This window comes from Pseudomonas paraveronii (assembly GCF_963681955.1).
Classification (GTDB): Bacteria; Pseudomonadota; Gammaproteobacteria; order Pseudomonadales; family Pseudomonadaceae; genus Aquipseudomonas; species Aquipseudomonas paraveronii.
This window is the reverse complement of record NZ_OY817130.1, coordinates 5226035-5246813: the sequence shown is the minus strand read 5'-3', so window position 1 is coordinate 5246813 and position 20779 is coordinate 5226035. Positions and strand designations below refer to the sequence as shown.

The 20779-nt window shown below is 60.2% G+C and carries 15 protein-coding genes; 8 read left to right on the top strand and 7 right to left on the bottom strand.

What is annotated here, in order from left to right; all coding sequences use genetic code 11:
• The first annotated feature begins 20 nt into the window (after positions 1-20).
• On the top strand, positions 21-1169 hold the full coding sequence (locus tag U5A08_RS24160; protein ID WP_253398716.1) for a pyridoxal phosphate-dependent aminotransferase: 1149 nt from the start codon (positions 21-23) through the stop codon (positions 1167-1169).
• Positions 1157-1948 carry an amidohydrolase gene (locus U5A08_RS24155; protein WP_253398709.1) on the top strand — a complete coding sequence of 264 codons (792 nt, stop codon included), beginning with the start codon at positions 1157-1159 and terminating at the stop codon, positions 1946-1948. Before U5A08_RS24160 ends, U5A08_RS24155 begins: the two co-directional genes overlap by 13 nt.
• Positions 1949-2128: 180 nt before the next feature.
• On the opposite strand, the gene leuA is transcribed toward U5A08_RS24155, so the two are convergent.
• The 4 genes from leuA to U5A08_RS24135 form a co-directional block, all read right to left on the bottom strand.
• Positions 2129-3808, bottom strand: a complete 1680-nt coding sequence (leuA, locus tag U5A08_RS24150) for a 2-isopropylmalate synthase (protein WP_253398707.1) — start codon at positions 3806-3808, stop codon at positions 2129-2131.
• Between the two features lie 323 nt (positions 3809-4131).
• Positions 4132-4953 carry a peptidoglycan DD-metalloendopeptidase family protein gene (locus tag U5A08_RS24145; RefSeq protein WP_321848915.1) on the bottom strand — a complete coding sequence of 274 codons (822 nt, stop codon included), beginning with the start codon at positions 4951-4953 and terminating at the stop codon, positions 4132-4134.
• Between the two features lie 3 nt (positions 4954-4956).
• Complete coding sequence (xseA, locus tag U5A08_RS24140) at positions 4957-6336, bottom strand: exodeoxyribonuclease VII large subunit (RefSeq protein ID WP_253398703.1); 1380 nt, start codon at positions 6334-6336, stop codon at positions 4957-4959.
• 30 nt (positions 6337-6366) lie between these two features.
• The gene (locus U5A08_RS24135; protein ID WP_253398701.1) at positions 6367-7257 is read right to left on the bottom strand and encodes a LysR family transcriptional regulator; all 891 of its coding nucleotides are present in this window, start codon (positions 7255-7257) and stop codon (positions 6367-6369) included.
• Between the two features lie 99 nt (positions 7258-7356).
• Between U5A08_RS24135 and U5A08_RS24130 the strand changes: the two genes are divergently transcribed.
• From U5A08_RS24130 to guaA, 4 genes are all read left to right on the top strand, one after another.
• Positions 7357-8124: a sulfite exporter TauE/SafE family protein gene (locus U5A08_RS24130; RefSeq protein WP_253398699.1), complete on the top strand. Its 768-nt coding sequence runs from the start codon at positions 7357-7359 to the stop codon at positions 8122-8124.
• Positions 8125-8260: 136 nt separating this feature from the next.
• Positions 8261-8809 carry a sugar ABC transporter ATPase gene (locus tag U5A08_RS24125; RefSeq protein ID WP_321848914.1) on the top strand — a complete coding sequence of 183 codons (549 nt, stop codon included), beginning with the start codon at positions 8261-8263 and terminating at the stop codon, positions 8807-8809.
• Between the two features lie 240 nt (positions 8810-9049).
• Positions 9050-10519, top strand: coding sequence for an IMP dehydrogenase (guaB, locus tag U5A08_RS24120; protein WP_247402674.1), 1470 nt, complete (start codon positions 9050-9052; stop codon positions 10517-10519).
• A gap of 82 nt (positions 10520-10601) precedes the next feature.
• Positions 10602-12179, top strand: a complete 1578-nt coding sequence (guaA, locus tag U5A08_RS24115; protein WP_321848913.1) for a glutamine-hydrolyzing GMP synthase — start codon at positions 10602-10604, stop codon at positions 12177-12179.
• Between the two features lie 414 nt (positions 12180-12593).
• Here guaA and U5A08_RS24110 read toward each other — a convergent pair whose 3' ends face one another.
• The 3 genes from U5A08_RS24110 to treR all read right to left on the bottom strand — a co-directional run bounded on the left by U5A08_RS24110 (position 12594) and on the right by treR (position 17261).
• Positions 12594-14897 (bottom strand): autotransporter family protein, encoded by a 2304-nt coding sequence (locus U5A08_RS24110; RefSeq protein WP_321848911.1) that lies wholly within the window; start codon positions 14895-14897, stop codon positions 12594-12596.
• Between the two features lie 327 nt (positions 14898-15224).
• The gene (locus U5A08_RS24105) at positions 15225-16004 is read right to left on the bottom strand and encodes an alpha/beta hydrolase (protein ID WP_425262641.1); all 780 of its coding nucleotides are present in this window, start codon (positions 16002-16004) and stop codon (positions 15225-15227) included.
• Positions 16005-16556: 552 nt separating this feature from the next.
• The gene (gene treR / locus U5A08_RS24100) at positions 16557-17261 is read right to left on the bottom strand and encodes a trehalose operon repressor (RefSeq protein WP_253398689.1); all 705 of its coding nucleotides are present in this window, start codon (positions 17259-17261) and stop codon (positions 16557-16559) included.
• 238 nt (positions 17262-17499) lie between these two features.
• Between treR and treP the strand changes: the two genes are divergently transcribed.
• Both treP and treC read left to right on the top strand, forming a co-directional pair.
• On the top strand, positions 17500-18942 hold the full coding sequence (gene treP, locus U5A08_RS24095; RefSeq protein WP_253398687.1) for a PTS system trehalose-specific EIIBC component: 1443 nt from the start codon (positions 17500-17502) through the stop codon (positions 18940-18942).
• A 118-nt stretch (positions 18943-19060) separates the two neighbouring features.
• The gene (gene treC, locus U5A08_RS24090; RefSeq protein ID WP_321848909.1) at positions 19061-20707 is read left to right on the top strand and encodes an alpha,alpha-phosphotrehalase; all 1647 of its coding nucleotides are present in this window, start codon (positions 19061-19063) and stop codon (positions 20705-20707) included.
• Positions 20708-20779 lie beyond the last annotated feature (72 nt).

Here is a 20779-nt window from a genome sequence, read left to right as displayed (position 1 = left end):
CTCACCTGCAGGGGCCTCCGATGATCAACAGCAAGCTGCCAAATGTCGGCACGACCATTTTCACCACCATGTCGCAACTCGCTGCCGAGACCGGCGCGCTTAACCTGTCCCAGGGTTTCCCCGATTTTAATGGCCCACAGGGTTTGCTCGATGCCGTGGGCAAGCATGTTGCCAGCGGCCATAACCAATACGCGCCGATGACCGGCCTGCCGGCCCTGCGCCAGCAAGTGGCGGCCAAGATCGCTCGCAGCTATGGCGCCACGGTCAGCCCCGACAGCGAAGTGACCATCACCCCAGGCGCCACTGCGGCAATCTTCTGCGCGATTCAGGCGGTGATCCGCAGCGGCGACGAAGTCATCGTATTCGACCCGTGCTACGACAGCTATGAGCCCTCGGTCGAGTTGGCCGGCGGTCGTTGCGTGCACGTGCAACTGAACCTGAAAAACTTCACCCTCGACTTTGAAAAGATTCAGGCTGCGTTATCTGCGCGCACGCGCATGATCATCCTGAACACGCCGCATAACCCCACCGGTGCACTGATCAGCCGCGCCGAGCTGGACTTGTTGGCGGCCTTGATCCGCGATCGCGATATCTACCTGGTCAGCGACGAGGTCTACGAACACCTGGTGTTTGATGGTGTGCCCCACGTCAGCGTGCTGGCCCACGAAGAGCTGTATCAACGTGCGTTCGTGGTCAGCTCCTTCGGCAAGACCTACCACGTCACCGGCTGGAAAACCGGCTACGTGGTCGCGCCCCCGGCCCTGACCGCCGAATTGCGTAAGGTGCATCAATATGTCAACTTCTGCGGCGTGACCCCGTTGCAGTACGCGTTGGCCGATTTCATGGCTGAGCACCCGGAACACGTCGAAGAGTTGCCGGCCTTTTACCAGGCCAAGCGCGACCTGTTCTGCGACCTGTTGACGCCGTCGCGTTTCAGCTTTAATCGGGTCACCGGTACTTACTTCCAACTGGTGGATTACTCAGCGATTCGCCCGGACCTGGATGACGTCGCCATGTCCTTGTGGATGACCCGCGAGCACGGGGTGGCAACAATCCCGGTTTCGGTGTTCTACCAGCACCCACCCCAAGGCCAGCGCCTGGTGCGCCTGTGCTTTGCCAAACGCGAGGAGACGCTGCAACAAGCAGCCGAAAAACTATGCGTGATCTGAATACACTACCCGACCTGAACATCGCCCTGGTCCAGACCAGCCTGGCCTGGCACGACCGCCAGGCCAACCTCGATCACTTCGAATTGTTGCTGGAGCAGGCCCGGGGCGCTGACCTGATCATCCTGCCGGAGATGTTCACCACCGGTTTTTCCATGGACTCGGCCACCCTGGCCGAACCGGAAAATGGCCCGACCCATCGCTGGCTCCAGGCCCAGGCGGCGAAGTACAACGCGGTGATCACCGGCAGTGTGATCATCCAGGCGGCCGACGGCAGCCATCGCAACCGCCTGTTATGGGCGCGGCCGGATGGCGAGGTGCTGCATTACGACAAGCGCCATCTGTTCCGCATGGCCGGCGAGCACAATCACTACACGCCCGGCGAGCGCCAGGTGCAGTTCGAGATAAAGGGCTGGCGTATTCGCCCATTGATTTGCTACGACCTGCGCTTTCCGGTGTGGAGTCGTGATGCCCAGGACACCGATCTGCTGCTGTACACCGCCAACTGGCCAGGGGCGCGACGCCAGCATTGGAACCGGTTGCTGCCGGCGCGTGCGATCGAGAACCTGTGTTATGTGGCGGCGGTGAATCGGGTGGGCACGGACGGCAAGGGCTTTGTCTATACCGGAGATAGCCAGGTGCTGGATTTCCAGGGTGAGAACCTGCTGAGTGCGGGGGAGGCGGATGGGGTGTTCCAGGTGTGCCTGGACGCGGCTGAACTGGCGACGTATCGCAGCAAATTTCCGGCGAATCTGGATGCTGATAACTTTCAATTTGTCTGACAGACCGCTATCGCGGGCAAGCCCACTCCCACATTTTGACCGCGTTTTTCCTATAGAAACACGGTCGAAATGTGGGAGTGGGCTTGCCCGCGATGAGGCCCCGACACACAACACACATCCAAAGCCCAACAAAAAGGCCCCTGGGTTCTCACCCAGGGGCCTTCAGCATTACAGCGAGGCTTACGCCGCTTTCGCTTCCACCTGGCTCAGCGAGCGGTTCAGGGCGCTGAACACCGCCTTGAAGCTGGCCGTGGTGATGTTTTCATCAATGCCCACGCCATGCACCGGACGCTCGCCGTTCACTCGCAGCTCGATGTAGGCCGCGGCCTTGGCGTTGGTGCCGGAACCGATCGCGTGTTCGTTGTAGTCCATGATCTCCACGCCAATCGGCAGGCCGGCGACCAGGGCTTCCAGCGCACCGTTGCCCTTGCCGTGCCAGCGCAGGTTGGTTTCGCCTTGGCCTTTGCCCGAGACTTCCACTTCCACCGTGCTGTTGCCGTTTTCTTCCTGCAGGCGATGGCTGACCAGCGCATACGGCGTGTTGGCTTGCAGGTATTCACGCTGCAACAGCGCGTGAATCTGCGAAGCGCTCATCTCCAGGCCCACACGGTCGGTTTCGGCCTGTACCACTTGGCTGAACTCGATCTGCATGCGACGCGGCAAGCTGATGCCGTATTCCTGCTCCAGCAGGTAGGCGATGCCGCCTTTGCCCGACTGGCTGTTCACCCGAATCACGGCCTCGTAGCTGCGGCCGATGTCGGCCGGGTCGATCGGCAAGTACGGCACTTCCCACAGGGCGTCGGTTTTTTGCTGGGCGAAGCCCTTGCGAATCGCGTCCTGGTGGGAGCCGGAGAATGCGGTGTGTACCAGATCGCCGACATACGGGTGGCGCGGATGCACCTGGATCTGGTTGCACTCCTCGACCACTTTACGCACGCCGTCGATGTCGGAGAAGTCCAGCTCAGGGTTCACGCCCTGGGTGTAGAGGTTCAACGCCACGGTGACCAGGTCGACGTTACCGGTACGCTCGCCGTTGCCGAACAGGCAGCCTTCGACACGGTCGGCGCCTGCCATCAGGCCCAGCTCGGTGGCGGCTACGCCGGTGCCACGGTCGTTGTGGGTGTGCAGGCTGATGATCACGCTGTCACGACGGTTGATATGACGACCGAACCACTCGATCTGGTCGGCATAGATGTTCGGCGTGGCGCATTCAACGGTGGCCGGCAGGTTGAGGATCATCTTGTGCTCGGGCGTCGGGTTCCACACCTCAATCACTGCGTCACACACTTCCTTGGCGAACTCCAACTCAGTGGCGCTGAAGGTCTCTGGCGAGTATTCGAACGTCCACTGGGTGTCCGGCTGCTGGGCGGCGTATTTGACGAACAGCTTGGCTGCGTTGACCGCGATGGCCTTGACCCCGTCCTTGTCCTGGTTGAACACGATGCGGCGGAAGGACGGCGAGGTGGCGTTGTACAGGTGGACGATGGCTTTTTTCGCGCCGCGCAGGGATTCGAAGGTGCGCTCGATCAAGTCTTCACGGCCCTGGGTCAGCACCTGGATGGTGGTGTCCTCGGGGATGTGGTTGCCTTCGATCAGGGTGCGCACGAAGTCGAAGTCGGTTTGCGAAGCGGCCGGGAACGAGGCTTCGATTTCCTTCACGCCGACGGCGACCAGGGTCTTCCAGAAGCGCAGCTTTTTGACTGCATCCATGGGTTCGATCAGCGACTGGTTGCCATCACGCAGGTCGGAGCTGCACCAGATCGGCGCGCTGGTGATGGTTTTCGACGGCCAGGTGCGGTCCGGGATATTGATGGTCGGAAACGCGCGGTACTTCGAAGACGGGTCTTTGAGCATGCTCATCGGGAAATCCTTTGTAGTAGGGGCCGAAAAAAGGCGGCCTGCCGTGGAACTGTTATTGGGGATAAAGCGGGAGACGAGGCAGATCGATTCAGCCTGGCAGTCGTGCGCTGACAAGGCACAGGCTGCGGTGCTGACGGAGCAGAATGAGGGTGTGAGAAGTTTTCATAAGCTCAACCCTAACCCCAGAGGTGAAAGATGGCAAGTAGTCCGGAAAAATTGAGAGAAGTTCTTCTATTGGCGTGGGAAACGAGATTTTATGGTTAGAGATTGAGCATGTGCTTGCTTTAATTGCGCAGCCTTTGTTGGCCGCGCAATCGGGCCATTCAAGGTTGGAACGCGCCGATAAAGATCGCCGGATCTACCCGTGCATCGTTCAGGCTGACATTCCAGTGCATATGCGGCCCGGTTGCGCGGCCCGTCGCGCCGACCTTGCCCACCACTGCGCCGCGTGCCAGTGGCTGGCCCACGCTGACATCGATCTTCGACATATGGCAGAACATGCTGATAAAGCCCTGGCCGTGGTCAACGAACACCGTGTTGCCGTTGAAGAAGTAGTTGCCGACCAGGATCACCTTGCCCGCCGCCGGGGTCTTGATCGGCGTGCCGGCGGGGACGGCGAAATCCAGGCCTGAATGCGGATTGCGTTCTTCGCCGTTGAAAAAACGACGCACGCCGAACTTGCTCGACAGCGGGCCGTTGACCGGTTTGTCCAGCACCAGGTTGCTTGGCAGGTTAGGGCTGAAACTGCGGTAAGCCTTGATCTGCACCGCCAGCTCCGCCTCGATGCGTTTGAGCTGCGCCGGGGCGGGGTTGACCTGGCTTTTGTTTTTCAGGGTGATGCGCTGTTCCGGGTACTGCTTGTAACCGACGATAAACGGCAGGTTGCGCCCGCCGCTGCTGATGCGTTCATTGCCCGGTTTGACCGTCAGCGGAATGCCGACAATCGCCAGCCAGTTGGCCTGCTCCTTCACCACCAGAACCGGCTTGCCCTGGTAGGTGGCTTTTGGTGCGGCGGCCGAGGAGCCCAGGTCGACGACGGCAACACCGCCCGGCACCGGCTTGTTCAAGGTCCGGGAGATGTAGCTGTCGGCGTGGGCGTTGACGGTCAGGCACAGCAGCATCAACAGGCTAAAAAAACGTAGCATCGATCAATCCAATAACGAAAGGGTGACGGGTGTCAGGTGGTTGTCTTCCACCCGCACTTGCAATTGGCCTTCGCCGAGGCGCGCGGTCAGGCGCTGGCCGGTGTGGGTCTGCGCGGCATTGCGAATCGCCTGGCCGCGTTCGTCGAGCAGGATGCTGTAGCCACGGCCGAGGGTCGCCAGCGGGCTGACCACTTGCAGCGTCTGCACCTGGCTTTGCAGTAGCAGGCGGCGCGCCTTGAGGCCCTCGCGCATGGCGCGGGGCAGGCGCTCGGCGAGGCTGTCCAGGCGTTGGCGCAGCAAGGCCAATTGGCGGCCGGGGTGTTGGCCGGCGAGGCGGGTTTCCAGGCGGATCAAGCGTTCGCGGCGGGTATTGAGGCTGCGTTCGAACGCGCGGCGCAGGCGCATGTCCAGGTCATCCAGGCGCTGGGCCTGCTGGCGCAGACGTTCGCCGGGGTGGCGCAGGCGGCGAGCCATGCCTTCGAGGCGCAGGCGGTCGTGAGTCAACCGGTTGCGCATCAGCATCACCAGGCGGCGGTGCAGGCTGTCGACCTGGCGCACCAGGCTGCTGGCGTCCGGGGCCAGCAGTTCTGCAGCGGCAGACGGCGTCGGCGCGCGCACGTCGGCGACAAAGTCGCTGATCGATACATCGGTTTCATGGCCGACGGCGCTGACGATCGGCGTCACGCAAGCGTCCACCGCGCGGGCCACGGCTTCTTCGTTGAAGCACCAGAGGTCTTCCAGCGAGCCGCCGCCACGGGCCAGGATCAACGCGTCAAAGCCTCGCGCGTCGGCCAGCTTCAGCGCGCGCACAATCTGCGCCACCGCTTCGCGGCCTTGTACGGCCGTGGGGATCAGGGTGAGTTGCACCTGCGGCGCACGGCGACGGAACACGCTGATGATGTCGCGGATCACCGCGCCCGTCGGCGAGCTGATAATGCCGATGCGCTGCGGATGGGCCGGCAGTGCCACCTTGCGTTCGGCACTGAACAGGCCTTCGGCGCTGAGCTTTTCCTTCAGCGCCTCGAAGGCCAGGCGCAGCGCGCCATCGCCGGCGGGCTCGACGGTATCGAGGATCAGTTGGTAGTCGCCACGGCCCTCGAACAGCGAGACCTTACCGCGCACCTTCACCGCCAGGCCATCTTTCAAGGCCTGGCGCACCCGTGCGGCGTTCTGCCGGAACAGTGCGCAACGCACTTGGGCGCCGCTGTCCTTGAGGGTGAAGTACACATGGCCGGAAGCCGGGCGGGCGAGGTTGGAGATCTCGCCTTCGACCCAGATATTGGTGAACACGTCTTCCAGCAACACCCGCGCACGGCCGTTGAGTTGGCTGACAGTCAGGACCTCGCGGTCCAGGCCCAGGCGGGCGAACGGGTCTTTAATCATGGAAAGAGATCTTTAGTCATGGGCGGCAGTTTATAGGCATTCGCGCAAGGTTTGACAGAATTGCTCCACCAACGCGCCCGGTGTGTGCGGGCAGGCCAGGGCCACGGTACTCAAGCAGTCCGGATCGGCCAGGGGCAGAAAATGCACGGCGGCCGGGGCAATGTCCTGCATCGATTTTGGTAACAAGGCAATACCGAAGCCGGCCTGGATCAACTGCAACTGCGTGGTCTTGCGCGACATGACCCGCGCAGCCTTGGGGAAAAATCCGGCACGCATGCACAACTCGGCCGACAGATAGCTCAGCCCGCCGCGCTGGGGATGGGGGACCGAGATAAACGCTTCGTCCCTGAGCTGCGCCCATTCGATCGGCGCCTGGCTGCGCGCTAACGGGTGGGTCGGCGGTACGGCCAGCAGTAACTGCTCACTGTATAAAGGCACCACACGCACGCCTTCGCGCTGGCGCAGTACGGGCAGGCGCAGCAGACCGACGTCCAGGCGACCGTCGGCGATTTCTTCCAGTTGGGCTTCGGAGGACAGCTTGGCGATATCCATCGACACGCCGGGGCAGCGCTCCAGCCAGGTGCTGATGCCGCGCAACAACGGGCCGCTCATCGGCACGGTGCTCGAATGGCTCAAGCGCAGGGTGCCGACTTGGCCGTTACCCACTTGCGTCGCCATCTCGCTGGCCTTGTGCAGTTCGCTGAGCAGGTTGCGTGCCCTGGGATAAAAGGCTTCACCGGCGGCGGTCAGCCGAGGCTGGCGCGCGGTGCGTTCGAACAACGGGGTGTGCAGTTGGTTTTCCAGTTCTTTGATCTGCCGGCTCAGGGCCGATTGCGCGACAAACAGGCGCTCGGCGGCGGCGCTGAAGCTGCCGCTGTCGGCGATTTCGACGAAGTAGCGCAGTTGGCGGGTGGAAATCAAGACTCATGCCTTTTCGAGATGGGTGGAGGGCTTTGAAGATATTAGTCGCAACTCTCACCGATGGCTAAAGTGATGGACATCTCTTTCAAGGAATTACCCATGAGCCCGGTTGAGCTGATGAGTCAGTGGTCGTTTGGCGGTACAGATTGGCTGGTGATCGGCCTGGGCGTTGCCGTGGCCTATATCGTGTTTGGCATCGCCGGGTTCGGTACGGCGCTGGTGGCGGGGCCGATCCTGCTTATGTTCATGCCGCTGTCGAAGATCATCCCGCTGCTGGTGTTGCTGGATTTCATCGCGGCCTTCGGCAACCTGCTGCAATCGCGACGGGATGTGAACAAGCCGGAGCTGTTGCGACTGCTGCCGTGCATGGCGATCGGTTGCACCCTGGGCGTGGTGTTTTTGCTCAACCTGCATTCGGATCTGTTGCTGTTGTTGATGGGGCTGTTTATCAGCGCCTACGCGATTTACACCTTGGCGGTGAAGGCCCGGCCGGCGCAACTGGCGGCGGGCTGGGCGATTCCCATGGGCACCGTCGGCGGCTTGTTTGGTGCGTTGTTCGGCAGTGGTGGCTTTTTATATGCGATCTACCTAAGCAGTCGTTTGCCCAAGGACGCGGCGCGCGCCACGCAAAGTGCGTTGATCAGTTGCAGCACCGTGGTGCGCCTGAGCCTGTTCCTGATCGCCGGGGTGTATGCCGACATGCCGCTGTTGCTGCTGGCGGTTTGCCTGTTGCCGGCGATGGCCCTGGGGTTGTGGTGTGGGCGGCGGCTGACGTTGCGCATGTCCCGTGAGGCGTTTGTGCGATTGGTCACGTGGCTGGTGCTGGCCAGCGGCATTGCCTTGATTGGGCGGTACCTGAGTACTTGACCTGTGTCGGGCAGGGATTAAGCTGCCTGCCTTCAGGGCTTCTTCGCGAGCAAGCCCGCTCCCACAGTCGATCGCATTGCAAGGTGGGAGCCGGGCTTGCCCGCGACGGCGCCAGACGTCATACCGCAGGGCTCCCATGAACTCCCAAAGCATCCTTGTCCCGAAAATCTCCACCTTGCCCGTCCACGAACCCCGCGCCCGGGCGGTCGTGCGTTGGCTGGTGCGCAAGAACATCATCAAGGAAGAGCTGACCACGTGCGGGCGCACCGGCAACCGCATGGCCTACGCCCTGGCGGATGGCGCCCGCGCCGTGGTACTGCACCCGGATGCGCTGCCATTCAACGAACCGGTCAATGGTCTGGAAATCATCTACAAACGTTGCATCTATACGCCGGCCAAAGGCTTTCTCGAAGAAGCCGGCTGCCCGGAATGCCTCAAGGAAATCGGCGAGGCGCTGTTCGACAGCCTGGAAGAGTGGATGCCCGGCCACACCGACAACTTCACCTGCCCGCTGTGTGGGCATGAGGACGACATCAACGGCTTTCTGTTCCTGCAGGAATGCGGGTTTTCCAACCTCGGATTCATCTTCAACAACTGGGCGGAGGCGGGTTTCAAGCAGAGCTTTATCGACGAATTTGCCGATTGGTTGGACCAGAAGATCAGTTGGGTCAAAGTCGAGTTGTAGGCTGCAAGCTCAACCCTCTGTAGGAGCGAGCTTGCTCGCGAAAATCGTCAACGATAATCCGGGTAGTCTGGTTAAACGCGGTGTCTTGGTGTTCTTCGCGAGCAAGCTCGCTCCTACAGAAAAGCAGCATCTTTTCTCCATCTATCAGTATTACCAAGTTTGTCAGAGTTTTACGTTGAGACCTGAGGGGTGTCTGAGTATAATGGCGCGCTTCCATTTTCCCGCTCGGGAGCCCCCGCGATGCTGCGTATCAGCCAAGAAGCTCTGACATTCGACGACATTCTCTTAGTGCCCGGTTATTCCGAGGTGCTTCCTAACGAAGTCAGTCTCAAGACCCGCCTAACCCGTGGCATCGAGCTGAATATTCCCCTGGTTTCCGCTGCCATGGATACCGTCACTGAAGCCCGTCTGGCTATCGCCATGGCTCAGGAAGGCGGCATTGGCATCATCCACAAGAACATGACCATCGAGCAGCAAGCTGCCGAAGTGCGCAAGGTCAAGCGTTACGAAGCCGGTGTGGTCAAGGACCCGATCACCATCGAAGCTGACGCCACCGTGCGTGAACTGTTCGAACTGACCCGCCTGCACAATATCTCCGGCGTTCCGGTGCTGCACAATGGCGACCTGGTCGGCATCGTCACCTCCCGTGACGTGCGTTTCGAGAACCGTCTTGAAGTCACCGTCCGCGAAGTGATGACGCCTAAAGAGCGTCTGGTCACGGTCAAGGAAGGCGCGGACAAGAACGACGTGCGCGAACTGTTGCACAAGCACCGCATCGAGCGTGTGCTGATCGTCGACGACAAATTTGCCCTCAAGGGCATGATGACCGTCAACGATATCGAAAAAGCCAAGGCTTACCCGCTGGCCAGCAAGGATGACCAAGGTCGTCTGCGCGTCGGCGCGGCAGTCGGTACCGGTAAAGACACCGGTGATCGCGTGGCGGCCCTGGTCGCTGCCGGCGTGGACGTGGTGGTGGTCGACACCGCTCACGGTCACTCCAAGGGCGTGATCGACCGCGTTCGTTGGGTCAAACAGAATTTCCCTGAAGTCCAGGTGATCGGCGGCAACATCGCTACCGGCGCTGCCGCCAAGGCCCTGGCCGACGCGGGCGCGGATGCGGTCAAGGTCGGTATCGGCCCTGGCTCGATCTGCACCACGCGTATCGTCGCGGGTGTGGGCGTGCCACAAATCAGCGCCATCGCCAACGTCGCCGAGGCCCTCGAAGGCACGGGCGTTCCGTTGATTGCCGACGGCGGTATCCGTTTCTCCGGTGACCTGTCCAAAGCCATCGTCGCCGGTGCTTCCTGCGTGATGATGGGCTCGATGTTCGCCGGTACTGAAGAAGCCCCGGGCGAGATCGAACTGTTCCAGGGCCGTTCGTACAAGGCTTACCGCGGCATGGGTTCGCTGGGCGCCATGTCCCAGGCGCAAGGCTCTTCCGACCGTTACTTCCAGGACTCCTCGGCAGGCGCCGAGAAACTCGTTCCGGAAGGCATCGAAGGCCGTGTGCCGTACAAAGGCACCCTGAGCGCGATCATCCATCAACTGATGGGCGGCCTGCGTTCCTCGATGGGCTACACCGGTAGCGCCGACATCGAAGAAATGCGCACCAAGCCAGAGTTCGTGCGGATCACCGGCGCCGGTATGGCCGAATCCCACGTCCATGACGTGCAGATCACCAAGGAAGCGCCAAACTACCGCGTAGGTTGAGGCTTCCAGCATAAAGTTAAGTAACCGGGGCTGTCTTATTCAGCCCCGAGTTGTTTCTGATTCATTAGACGAGACTGATCTCATGGCCCTCGACATTCACGCCCACCGTATCCTGATCCTCGATTTCGGTTCCCAGTACACCCAACTGATCGCCCGTCGCGTGCGTGAAATCGGCGTGTACTGCGAACTGCATCCGTTCGACATGGACGACGCAGCGATCCGCGAATTCGCACCGAAAGGCGTCATCCTTGCCGGCGGCCCCGAGTCTGTACACGAAGCCAACAGCCCGCGCTGCCCGCAAGCCGTATTCGACCTGGGCGTGCCCGTGTTCGGTATCTGCTATGGCATGCAGACCATGGCCGAGCAGTTGGGCGGCAAGGTTGAAGGTTCCGAGCTGCGTGAATTCGGTTATGCGCGTGTCGACGTGGTCGGCAAGAGCCGCCTGTTGGACGGCATCGAAGACCACATCGACGCCGACGGCCTGTTCGGCCTCGATGTGTGGATGAGCCACGGTGACAAGGTCACCAAGATGCCGGAAGACTTCCACATCCTGGCCAGCACCCCGAGCTGCCCGATCGCCGGTATGTTCAACGACGAGCGTGGTTACTACGGCGTGCAGTTCCACCCGGAAGTGACTCACACCAAGCAAGGCGGGCGCATCCTGTCGCGCTTCATCCTCGATATCTGCGAGTGTGAAGCCCTGTGGACCCCGTCGAAAATCGCTGAAGACGCCATCGCCAACGTGCGTGCCCAGGTTGGCACCGACAACGTCCTGCTCGGCCTGTCCGGCGGCGTTGATTCCTCCGTGGTTGCCGCGCTGCTGCACAAGGCCATTGGCGACCAACTGACCTGCGTATTCGTCGACAACGGCCTGCTGCGCCTGCACGAGGGCGAGCAAGTGATGGCCATGTTCGCCGAGAACATGGGCGTCAAGGTGATCCGCGCCAACGCCGAGGAGCAGTTCCTCAACAACCTGGCCGGCGAGTCCGACCCGGAGAAGAAGCGCAAGATCATCGGCCGCACTTTCATCGACGTATTCGATGCCCAGTCCAACAAGCTGGACAACATCAAGTACCTCGCCCAGGGCACCATCTACCCCGACGTGATCGAGTCGGCTGGCGCCAAGAGCGGCAAGGCCCACGTGATCAAGTCCCACCACAACGTAGGTGGCCTGCCCGAGGAAATGAACCTCAAGCTGGTCGAACCACTGCGCGAACTGTTCAAGGACGAAGTCCGCCGTCTGGGCCTGGAACTGGGCCTGCCCTACGACATGGTCTACCGCCACCCATTCCCAGGCCCGGGCCTGGGCGTGCGGATCCTCGGTGAAGTGAAGAAGGAATACGCCGACCTGCTGCGTCGCGCCGACCACATCTTCATCGAAGAACTGCGCAAGGCCGACTGGTATCACAAAGTCAGCCAGGCGTTCGTGGTGTTCCAGCCGGTGAAATCGGTAGGCGTGGTCGGCGACGGTCGTCGTTACGCCTGGGTCGTGGCCCTGCGTGCGGTGGAAACCATCGACTTCATGACCGCCCGTTGGGCACACCTGCCCTACGAACTGCTGGAAACTGTCAGCGGCCGTATCATCAATGAAATCGAAGGTATTTCGCGCGTGACGTATGACGTGTCGAGCAAGCCGCCGGCGACGATTGAGTGGGAGTAAGGTTGATCCGCAACGACCTGTTTTATAATTGAAAAATCAGAGTATTTGCGATTTTTCCACGTTATCAATGGCTTGGTTCGTGGTGCCGGTCTCATCAGAAACGAATATCGACGCCATGTTCGGTAGAGCAATGCCGACATGGTATCGATAGCGCTTTTCTGCGCAGAGGCAGTTACGGCCTGGGGCGGTTTTGATTCAGCGACAATGTTGTCGCCGACTATAGCCCACGCGCAGCAAGCCATCGGCCTCGATGATTTTATGGACGCGATCGAAGCACCAAGTCGAAACGGAATTATGACATGGGTGATATTCAGTTAGGCAGGTGACATCGCCAGACGCTTATAAGCTTTACCATCAGTCTTAAGCAACAAAGCCCGCATTGGCGGGCTTTGTTGTTTCAGACGAAGACGTTGATCAGAAATCGTAACGCAAGTTCGCAGTGAAGGTGTCGGCGTCGAAACCGCTGCTGGTCAGGTAGTTGTACGTCCCTCCAACGCTCCACGCGCCCACGCGGTAGTTCGCGCCCAGTCCCAGCTCGTAGCTGTCGCGCGCGGGTGTCGCGCCTGTGGTGGTGAACGGGGTACCGCCGAGCACGAAGGTGGAGGTGGTGCCGGCCTTGTCGCCGATGAAATCGTGCCAGGCCATCAGCTTGGCTTCCGGTTCCAGGCTGCCCATTCCTACGTCAAAAGCGGCCGCCAGGCGAGCGCCCAGGCCCATTTCGCCGACTTCATAACGCTGGCTGCCGACGTTGAGGGCGGCTGAGCTACTTTTTTCACGGTACGAATCAATCGATACGTTGGCGTAGCGCACCCCGACCTGTGGTTCCAGCAGCCACTGCTTGTCGAGCTGGAAAGTGTAGCCTGCCAGTGCGTTGACGCCGAAGATCTCACTGTCGTAGTCGGCCTTGGCGCGGGTACCGGCGATGTAGCGTTTGGACTCGTTGTCGTTCCAGCCATACATCAGCGAGGTGTCGACAAAGAAGTTGTCGCGGGTCCAGTTGCCGTACAGGGTCAGTGCATGGCCGCTGACGTCGGTTTTGTTGCCCAGGTCGGTTTTGACGTCGCTGGTCAGGTAGCTGTAAGCCAGGCCCACGGTGGTATCGGGGTTTAGCTTGCCGTCGGCACCCACGGCGATGCCGTTGGTGTTGGCGTCGTAGCCGTCGATACCGTGGCGGCTGTCCTGGTTGGCATCGCTGGACAGCGCTTGCAGCCATACGCCTTGTTCTGCCAGGACGTCACCGGAGGACAGACCGCTACGCGCTTTGCTGGCGCGGCGGTTGATGGCACTTGCGACCAGGTTCTGGCTGTTGGTGGCGGCGTTGATCACCCCACGGCTGACGTCCGGGGTCAGGGTTTCGGCAAGTTTGGCCAGATCTTCACTGGTGGCGGCGTTGGCGAAACGCTGGAATACCGCGTCGCTTTCGTCCATCTGGCCCAGGACCGTGTTCTTGAACGGCTTGATGGCGTTCACCGCGTTGCGCGAACCACGGGCACCCAGCAGATCTTGCGTGATCACCTCATCACTGCGGGTGGCAACCAGTGCTTTCACGTCCTGGCCTTCGATGCCGAAGTTCCTCACCTCAAGCAGCGCCGAGGAGGAAACCACGGACAGGTTCTGCGGGTCTTCCCAAGTGCCAGAGTTGATAAGGGTGTAGCGGGTGCCCTGGGCCGACGTGCGGAAGTCGTCGGAGCGAGCCTGCAGTTCAATCTGGCTGCCTGGAGAGAAGAAGGTATTGCCGGTGACTTTCAGGATCGGCGTGTTGGGCAGTGTGTTGTTATCCAGCAGCAGGCGCAGGCGCGCAGTGTCGCTGTCCATGTCGAGGTCGCCCACAATCGTGGTCTGCGGGCGAAGCAGAGTCAGGCGGCCACCGTCGATATCGACGAAACCGGCGCGGATGGTCGAGCCATCGAACATCGCGTCCCCTCGCACCAGCACACCACTCAGGCCCAGCAGGTCACCCTTGACCTGACCACCTTGCCAGTAGAAATACGAAGGGGAGGCATTGTCGTCCGCCAGAATTGCTGCGATGCCGCCTTCGATCAGGCCACCTGTCTGCCTGATGGAGAACATGTTGACGCCGCCGGAGGTGTCGAGGCTGCGAAAGTGGATACCGACTCCGTCGGCGGAGATAGTCCCGCTGTTGTTGATATCACTCTTGAAGGGAGCGCCTGTCATCTGACCGGTAAAGCGAGCGTTCTCGATCTCGATACCTGCAGAGTCGATGCCGCGAGCGGTGATAGTGCCCGAGTTATTGATGCGCGACTGGGTCGAGGTGATCATCATGCCATTGGCATGTTCGCCAGTCACCGTGATGTTGCCGTTGTTGTTCACTTCACCCGCGATATTCGCCAGATACAGGTCCAGCCCCATCGCGCCGTTGCCGCTCACCGTAATGTCGCCATTATTTACCAGATCGCCAGCGACGGTGGAATTGAGGGTCATGGAGATACCGGCGGGGATGTCGCTGGGGTTCGCAGCCGTCAGGTTGATTTTGCCCTGGTTGACCAGGTTGCCCGCCAGGGTCACGTCGTTCAGCGCTACACCTGCGTTTTGCGACGTCCCGGTGAAGGTGGCGTTATTGAAAACATCACCGGAGCTGCTGTATGCCCCTGTGCTCAGGTCGTGGTTGAAGTCGGATGCGGGTGTGGCATGGACCGTGGCAGTAGTAGCCGCTACGGACAGCGCCAACAACGAGCGGCGCAGGTGGGAAATGTTCAAGGCAGTATCCTTACAGGGCAGAAACTGACAGGGAACAACCCACGCGTCAGCGTCTGTTTTAGGCATCCCTGCCAGCTTGTCAGTGAAGTGCTGATTCAAGCGGGTGCGAATTTACATGATGCCTGTAGGGAAATTCATCATAAAAAGAATAAATGACGAAAAAAAAGCTAAAAAATGTGACGCGACAGTTGTTTCTTGAGGGGTTTCTGGATTACTCAGCAATAAGTGGAACTTTAGGACCGCTGTTGCGGCCGCGCCCGGGTCAGGCACTAGGGGATAGTATTCGGATGTTTTTAAACGGACCTGCCCACCCTAAATCTCAGGACTCTACTGTGCCAACGGAGTGTTAGCCCATCGGCTCCATGTCGCTTCCCACCCCCTATCATGGCTTACTCCTAGTACCTGTACGCATTGGGAGAGGGGCGAGCCAAGCGCCTGTTGGTACCTATTAGCTAAACTACCTGGAATAATCAGGTCTGCTTCTCCGATGAGATGACGCTGGGGTAATAAGGCGAGTCGATTACGATAGTCCTGCGGATCCAGTGAGCCGTCGAGTGGCGACAGTCCTTTCATCTTCGCCCACAGACGTGGACTGAGATTGCCAGCAAGGGTTTGCACCTGGGTAACATCATTGCGCTGCGCCGCTAACAATAATGCGAGAGCGGCTCCACCTGAATACCCCACTAGTTCGAACTCCCTATTGCCATATCGCTGTTTTAATTGGTCCAGCGCCTGGCTGATGCGGGTGACCACTTCCTGAGAAAATCGTCGATTGGTCCAGAGTGCTGATTGACAGGCTGCGGCCATGACGAACTGGCAGGGGCGTGCCAGGTACGCATTCGGTGTCAGATCATCGACCGCCAGACGTGGCACTAACAGATTGTGCGGGGTTGGATCCAGGCTGGGTTGAGTGGCCGTCGCCCATGAATGGCCATCGCCTTCCAGGTAGACACGCAGGCGAGTTATCTTTTCTGCAGTTTGTGGCGCAAGTAACAAGAGGGGGAAGGCGTGTCCCGGCAGGACCTCTAATTGTCGGCCGTGCTCTTCAGCCAGTTGTTGCAGTGCCTCGCGCGGCGATTGGCAGGCGATGAGAAGGGCGCTGAGCATCACCATCCAGGTTTTATAGAAGCCGGCTAATGTCCGACGACAGGGAAAGTGTCTACTCATCATATGTCACAACACGCCTTGGCAATGGAGGCATCGGCATTGAAGTCGGCATTGGCGGTATAGTTCTAGGTTAAGTTAGGGCAGCAATGGCAGGATGTGGCGACCCTGTGGGAGGGCCACAAAACCATGACCGATTTTGAGCCCCGGGTTGTTGATCTTGACTGACCTCTATGCAGCCTCTTACATCCCGCATAAACACTCCGTTCGCTGAGTATTTGGATAGGTCAAAGAGCGCCTGCAGCCTGGGTCAAAATCGCCTCAGCGCCAACACATTCGGGGGCGCGTTCGGAGAAATCTTAGGTTGTTTATCGATCATGGTATTTTCCATGGTTTTGGATGTTTTTGTTTATCTTGGGGCCATTATTTAAAGGGTGACATTGCCTAGTTGATAATGGAGTGGAATGATCCTGCCCTAGCAGGTAAATGCTGAACAACAAAACCCCGGCCATGTGCCGGGGTTTTGTGTTTCTGGAATAGGGAAGATCAACGCCCTCACCGCCGCGCGATATCCGAAAAGTAAAACTTATCCAACGTATGCCGCGACTCGGTGTACTCGAACTGCCGCCCGTCCTGCAAAAACGTCTGGTTGCTCACCACGATCACATGGCTTTGACCTTCGAGGTCGAGGTGCGTCTGGTCGTCTTTGCCGCGGGGCAGGGCTTCGATGGTGCGTTGGGCGTAGCTGATGTGCAGCTGCAACGTCTGCTCGATGAAGGCGTAGATCGATTGCTCGGCGATGTCGCGGTCCAGGCCGGGGATCAGGTCGGCGACGAAGTGGTTGATGTCGAGGATCACCCGTTTGCCGCCGATGCGCCGCACCCGTTTGATGCGGGTGATCAGGCTGCCGGGTTCGGCCTCGATGTGCAGCAGCAGCGAACCTTCCAGCGGGAACTGGGTGAATTCGACGACGTCGGTGCGTACGTCATCGCCCAGGTCGGCGTGGGTTTCGTGGAAGCTGACGATGCCGCCCAGTTGGAACTCGATGGGGTTGGGCGACAACACAAACGTGCCCTTGCCGTGGATTTTTTGCGCAAACCCACGTTCCTGCAACTGCTCGATGGCCCGTCGCACGGTGCCACGACTGGCCTGGTAGGCATCCATCAGTTCGGTTTCAGAGGGAAGACGGGTGCCGCGTTGCAGGCGTTCAGTGGTGATGTTGGCAAGCAGATCGGTATAGATCTGGTTGTATTTGCTCATGGGGATGGCTCTGTGCCGCGTTTGCGTTCAAGGCAGGAACCTTAGTGGCACGGCTGGGGTTTGTCCATTGGGCCCGTGGATATCTGTGGCCTGCGGGGCGGTCAGGCCTACAAAAAATAAACAACATGTAACTCGTACAGACGAGTTGTTGCTTTAACTCGTCTGTACGAGTACTTTTGCCTTCGGCGTGCTGCCAATGACTGCCCCCCAAATAAAAAAATCAAAGTGGAAACCAAGCATGAGCCACGACTATTCAAACATCGCCCGCGAGATTCTCGAGAACCTCGGGGGCCGCGACAACCTTGAGCAAGCTGCCCATTGCGTGACCCGCCTACGCCTGGCGCTCAAGGACCCGAGCCTGGTCAATGGCAGCGCGTTGAACCAGGTCGACCTGGTCAAGGGTTCGTTCTTTACCGGCGGTCTGTTCCAAGTGGTGATCGGCCCCGGCGAAGTGGAAAAGGTCTACGCCGCCCTGCGCGAGCAAACCGGCCTCGCCGCCGCCACCATCGCCGACGTCAAGAAGAAGGGCGCCGACAAGACCAACGCCATGCAGCGCCTGGTGCGGGTGTTCTCCGATGTGTTCATGCCGATCCTGCCCGCGCTGATCATCGCCGGCCTGTTGATGGGCGTGAACAACCTGATGGGCGCCAAGGGCATGTTCATCGAAGGCAAGACGCTGCTGGAGGCCTACCCGAACCTGGATGGCCTGTGGAGCCTGATCAACCTGATGGCGAACACCTCGTTCGTGTTCCTGCCAGCGCTGGTGGGCTGGTCGGCAGCCAAGCGTTTTGGCGGCAGTGAAATCCTCGGCATCGTGCTCGGCCTGATGCTGGTCCATCCAGACCTGCTCAACGCCTGGAACTATGGCAAGGCGGTGGCCGGTCTCGATGGCCAGAGCCTGCCGTACTTCGACATTTTCGGCTGGTTCAAGATCGAGAAAGTCGGCTACCAGGGGCAGATCCTGCCGATCCTGATGGCGGCCTATGTGATGAGCGTCATCGAGAAATGGCTGCGTGCGCGGGTGCCGAATGCCATTCAACTGCTGGTCGTGCCGATCACCACCATCGTCGTCACCGGCGTGCTCGCGCTGGCGATCATCGGCCCGGTGACCCGTCACCTCGGCATCCTGATCACCGAAGGCGTGGTCACCCTGTTTGACCTGGCGCCGATGCTCGGTGGGGCGATTTTCGGCCTGCTGTATGCGCCGCTGGTGATCACCGGCATGCACCACATGTTCCTGGCGGTGGACCTGCAACTGATCTCCACCCAGGGCGGCACGTTTATCTGGCCGATGATCGTCATGTCCAACCTGGCCCAGGGCAGCGCCGCGCTGGCGGTGTTCTACATGGCCCGCAATGCGCGGGACAAAAGCATGGCCTCGACTTCCGCCGTCTCCGCGTATTTCGGCATCACTGAACCGGCGATGTTCGGCGTGAACCTGCGCTTCAAGTTTCCGTTTTATGCCGCGTTGCTGGGCTCGGCACTGGGCAGCATTTTCCTCTCGCTGAACAAGGTGCAGGCCTCGGCCATCGGGGTCGGTGGCTTGCCTGGGTTTATCTCGATCGTGCCGCATGCGATCCCGATGTTTGTGATCGGGATGGTCATCGCGATGGTCGTGCCGTTTGTTTTGACCTGTGCGTTGAGCATGAAGATCGTCCGGCCTGGGTATCGCGTTGCCTGAATTACCGCCTTCGCGAGCAAGCCCGCTCCCACAGTTGAAATGCGTTCCCCCTGTGGGAGGGGGCTTGCTCCCGATGAGGCCCGAGCGGCTGGTACAAAATTTTACTGAAGGGACCCCCATGCAAAATTGGCAACACTCGGTGATCTACCAGATCTACCCCAAAAGCTTTTACAGCCACGCGGGTAACGCCACCGGTGACCTGCTGGGTATCGTGGACAAACTCGACTACCTGCAATGGCTGGGCGTCGACTGCCTATGGATCACCCCGTTCCTGCGCTCGCCGCAGCGCGACAACGGCTACGACATCAGCGACTACTACGCCATCGACCCGAGCTACGGGACCATGGCCGATTGCGACCTGCTGATCAGCGAAGCGGCCAAGCGTGGCATCAAGCTGATGCTCGACATCGTAGTCAACCACACCTCCATCGAGCACGAGTGGTTCCAGCAGGCGCGCAGCAGCCTCGACAACCCGTACCGCGACTTCTATATCTGGCGCGACCAGCCGAACAACTGGGAGTCCAAGTTCGGCGGCTCGGCCTGGGAATACGAAGCGCAAACCGGGCAGTACTTCCTGCACCTGTTCGACCACACCCAGGCCGACCTGAATTGGGACAACCCCAAGGTGCGCGCCGAGGTGTTCAAGCTGATGCGCTTCTGGCGCGACAAAGGCGTGGGCGGTTTCCGCCTGGACGTGATCAACCTGATCTCCAAGCCCGCCGACTTCCCCGAAGACGCCAGCGACGGCCGCCGTTTCTACACCGACGGTCCGAACGTGCACGAATACCTGCAGGAAATGCACCGCGAAGTCTTCGCAGGCCATGCCCTGATCAACGTCGGCGAGATGTCGTCCACCAGCCTGGAACACTGCATCCGCTACTCGCGGCCGGAGTCGAAAGAGCTGTCGATGACCTTCAACTTCCACCACCTGAAAGTCGACTACCCGAACCTGCAGAAGTGGGTGAAGGCCGACTTCGATTTCCTGCAGCTCAAGCAGATCTTTTCCGACTGGCAACTGGGCATGCAGGCCGGCGGCGGTTGGAACGCGCTGTTCTGGTGTAACCACGACCAGCCACGGGTGGTCTCGCGCTTTGGGGATGACGGTGAGCATCGTGTGGTCTCGGCCAAGATGCTCGCCACGGCGCTGCACTTCCTGCAGGGCACGCCGTATGTGTATCAGGGCGAAGAGTTGGGTATGACCAATCCGGGCTTCGACAAGATCGAACAGTACCGCGATGTCGAAACCCTCAACATTTACCGCCTCAAGCGCGATGCCGGTGAGTCCGAGGCGTCGAGCATGGCGGCGATCATGCAGAAGTCGCGGGACAACGGGCGCACGCCGATGCAGTGGAATGCCCGCAAGCATGCCGGTTTCAGTAGCGCTGAACCGTGGATCGGGATCCCGGCCAATGCGGCGCAGATCAACGTCGACAGCCAACGGGATGACCCGGATTCGGTGCTGCATCACTACCGCAGCCTGATCGCCTTGCGTCGCCAGGAGCCGCTGATTCAAGACGGCGTTTATCGCGAATTGTTGCAGGACCATCTCCAGGTCTGGGCCTACCTGCGCGAAGGCCATGGCGAGCGCCTGCTGGTGCTGAACAACTTCTACGGCAACCCCTGCGAAATCCAGCTGCCCGACAACGTCCTCAACGCAACGACGCGGCAGCGCCTGCTGATCAGCAACTACCCCGATTGCCAGGCAAGCACGGGCACGCTGGCGTTACGGCCTTACGAATCCTTTGTGCTGCATCTCAAGGACTGACGCCTGAAGCGTTGTAGCAACGGCCGAGCGCGACGCGAAGCAGGAGATTAATTCCCCGTGTGGGAGCACTGG

Coding starts and splice junctions, on each gene's coding strand:
- U5A08_RS24130 (WP_253398699.1), top strand. CDS start 7,357: ATGAGCCCGGTTGAGCTGATGAGTCAGTGGTCGTTTGGCGGTACAGAT.
- U5A08_RS24160 (WP_253398716.1), top strand. CDS start 21: ATGATCAACAGCAAGCTGCCAAATGTCGGCACGACCATTTTCACCACC.
- treR (WP_253398689.1), bottom strand. CDS start 17,261: ATGAGCAAATACAACCAGATCTATACCGATCTGCTTGCCAACATCACC.
- guaA (WP_321848913.1), top strand. CDS start 10,602: ATGGCCCTCGACATTCACGCCCACCGTATCCTGATCCTCGATTTCGGT.
- xseA (WP_253398703.1), bottom strand. CDS start 6,336: ATGATTAAAGACCCGTTCGCCCGCCTGGGCCTGGACCGCGAGGTCCTG.
- U5A08_RS24155 (WP_253398709.1), top strand. CDS start 1,157: ATGCGTGATCTGAATACACTACCCGACCTGAACATCGCCCTGGTCCAG.
- leuA (WP_253398707.1), bottom strand. CDS start 3,808: ATGAGCATGCTCAAAGACCCGTCTTCGAAGTACCGCGCGTTTCCGACC.
- treC (WP_321848909.1), top strand. CDS start 19,061: ATGCAAAATTGGCAACACTCGGTGATCTACCAGATCTACCCCAAAAGC.
- U5A08_RS24145 (WP_321848915.1), bottom strand. CDS start 4,953: ATGCTACGTTTTTTTAGCCTGTTGATGCTGCTGTGCCTGACCGTCAAC.
- U5A08_RS24125 (WP_321848914.1), top strand. CDS start 8,261: ATGAACTCCCAAAGCATCCTTGTCCCGAAAATCTCCACCTTGCCCGTC.
- guaB (WP_247402674.1), top strand. CDS start 9,050: ATGCTGCGTATCAGCCAAGAAGCTCTGACATTCGACGACATTCTCTTA.
- U5A08_RS24105 (WP_425262641.1), bottom strand. CDS start 16,004: ATGCTCAGCGCCCTTCTCATCGCCTGCCAATCGCCGCGCGAGGCACTG.
- treP (WP_253398687.1), top strand. CDS start 17,500: ATGAGCCACGACTATTCAAACATCGCCCGCGAGATTCTCGAGAACCTC.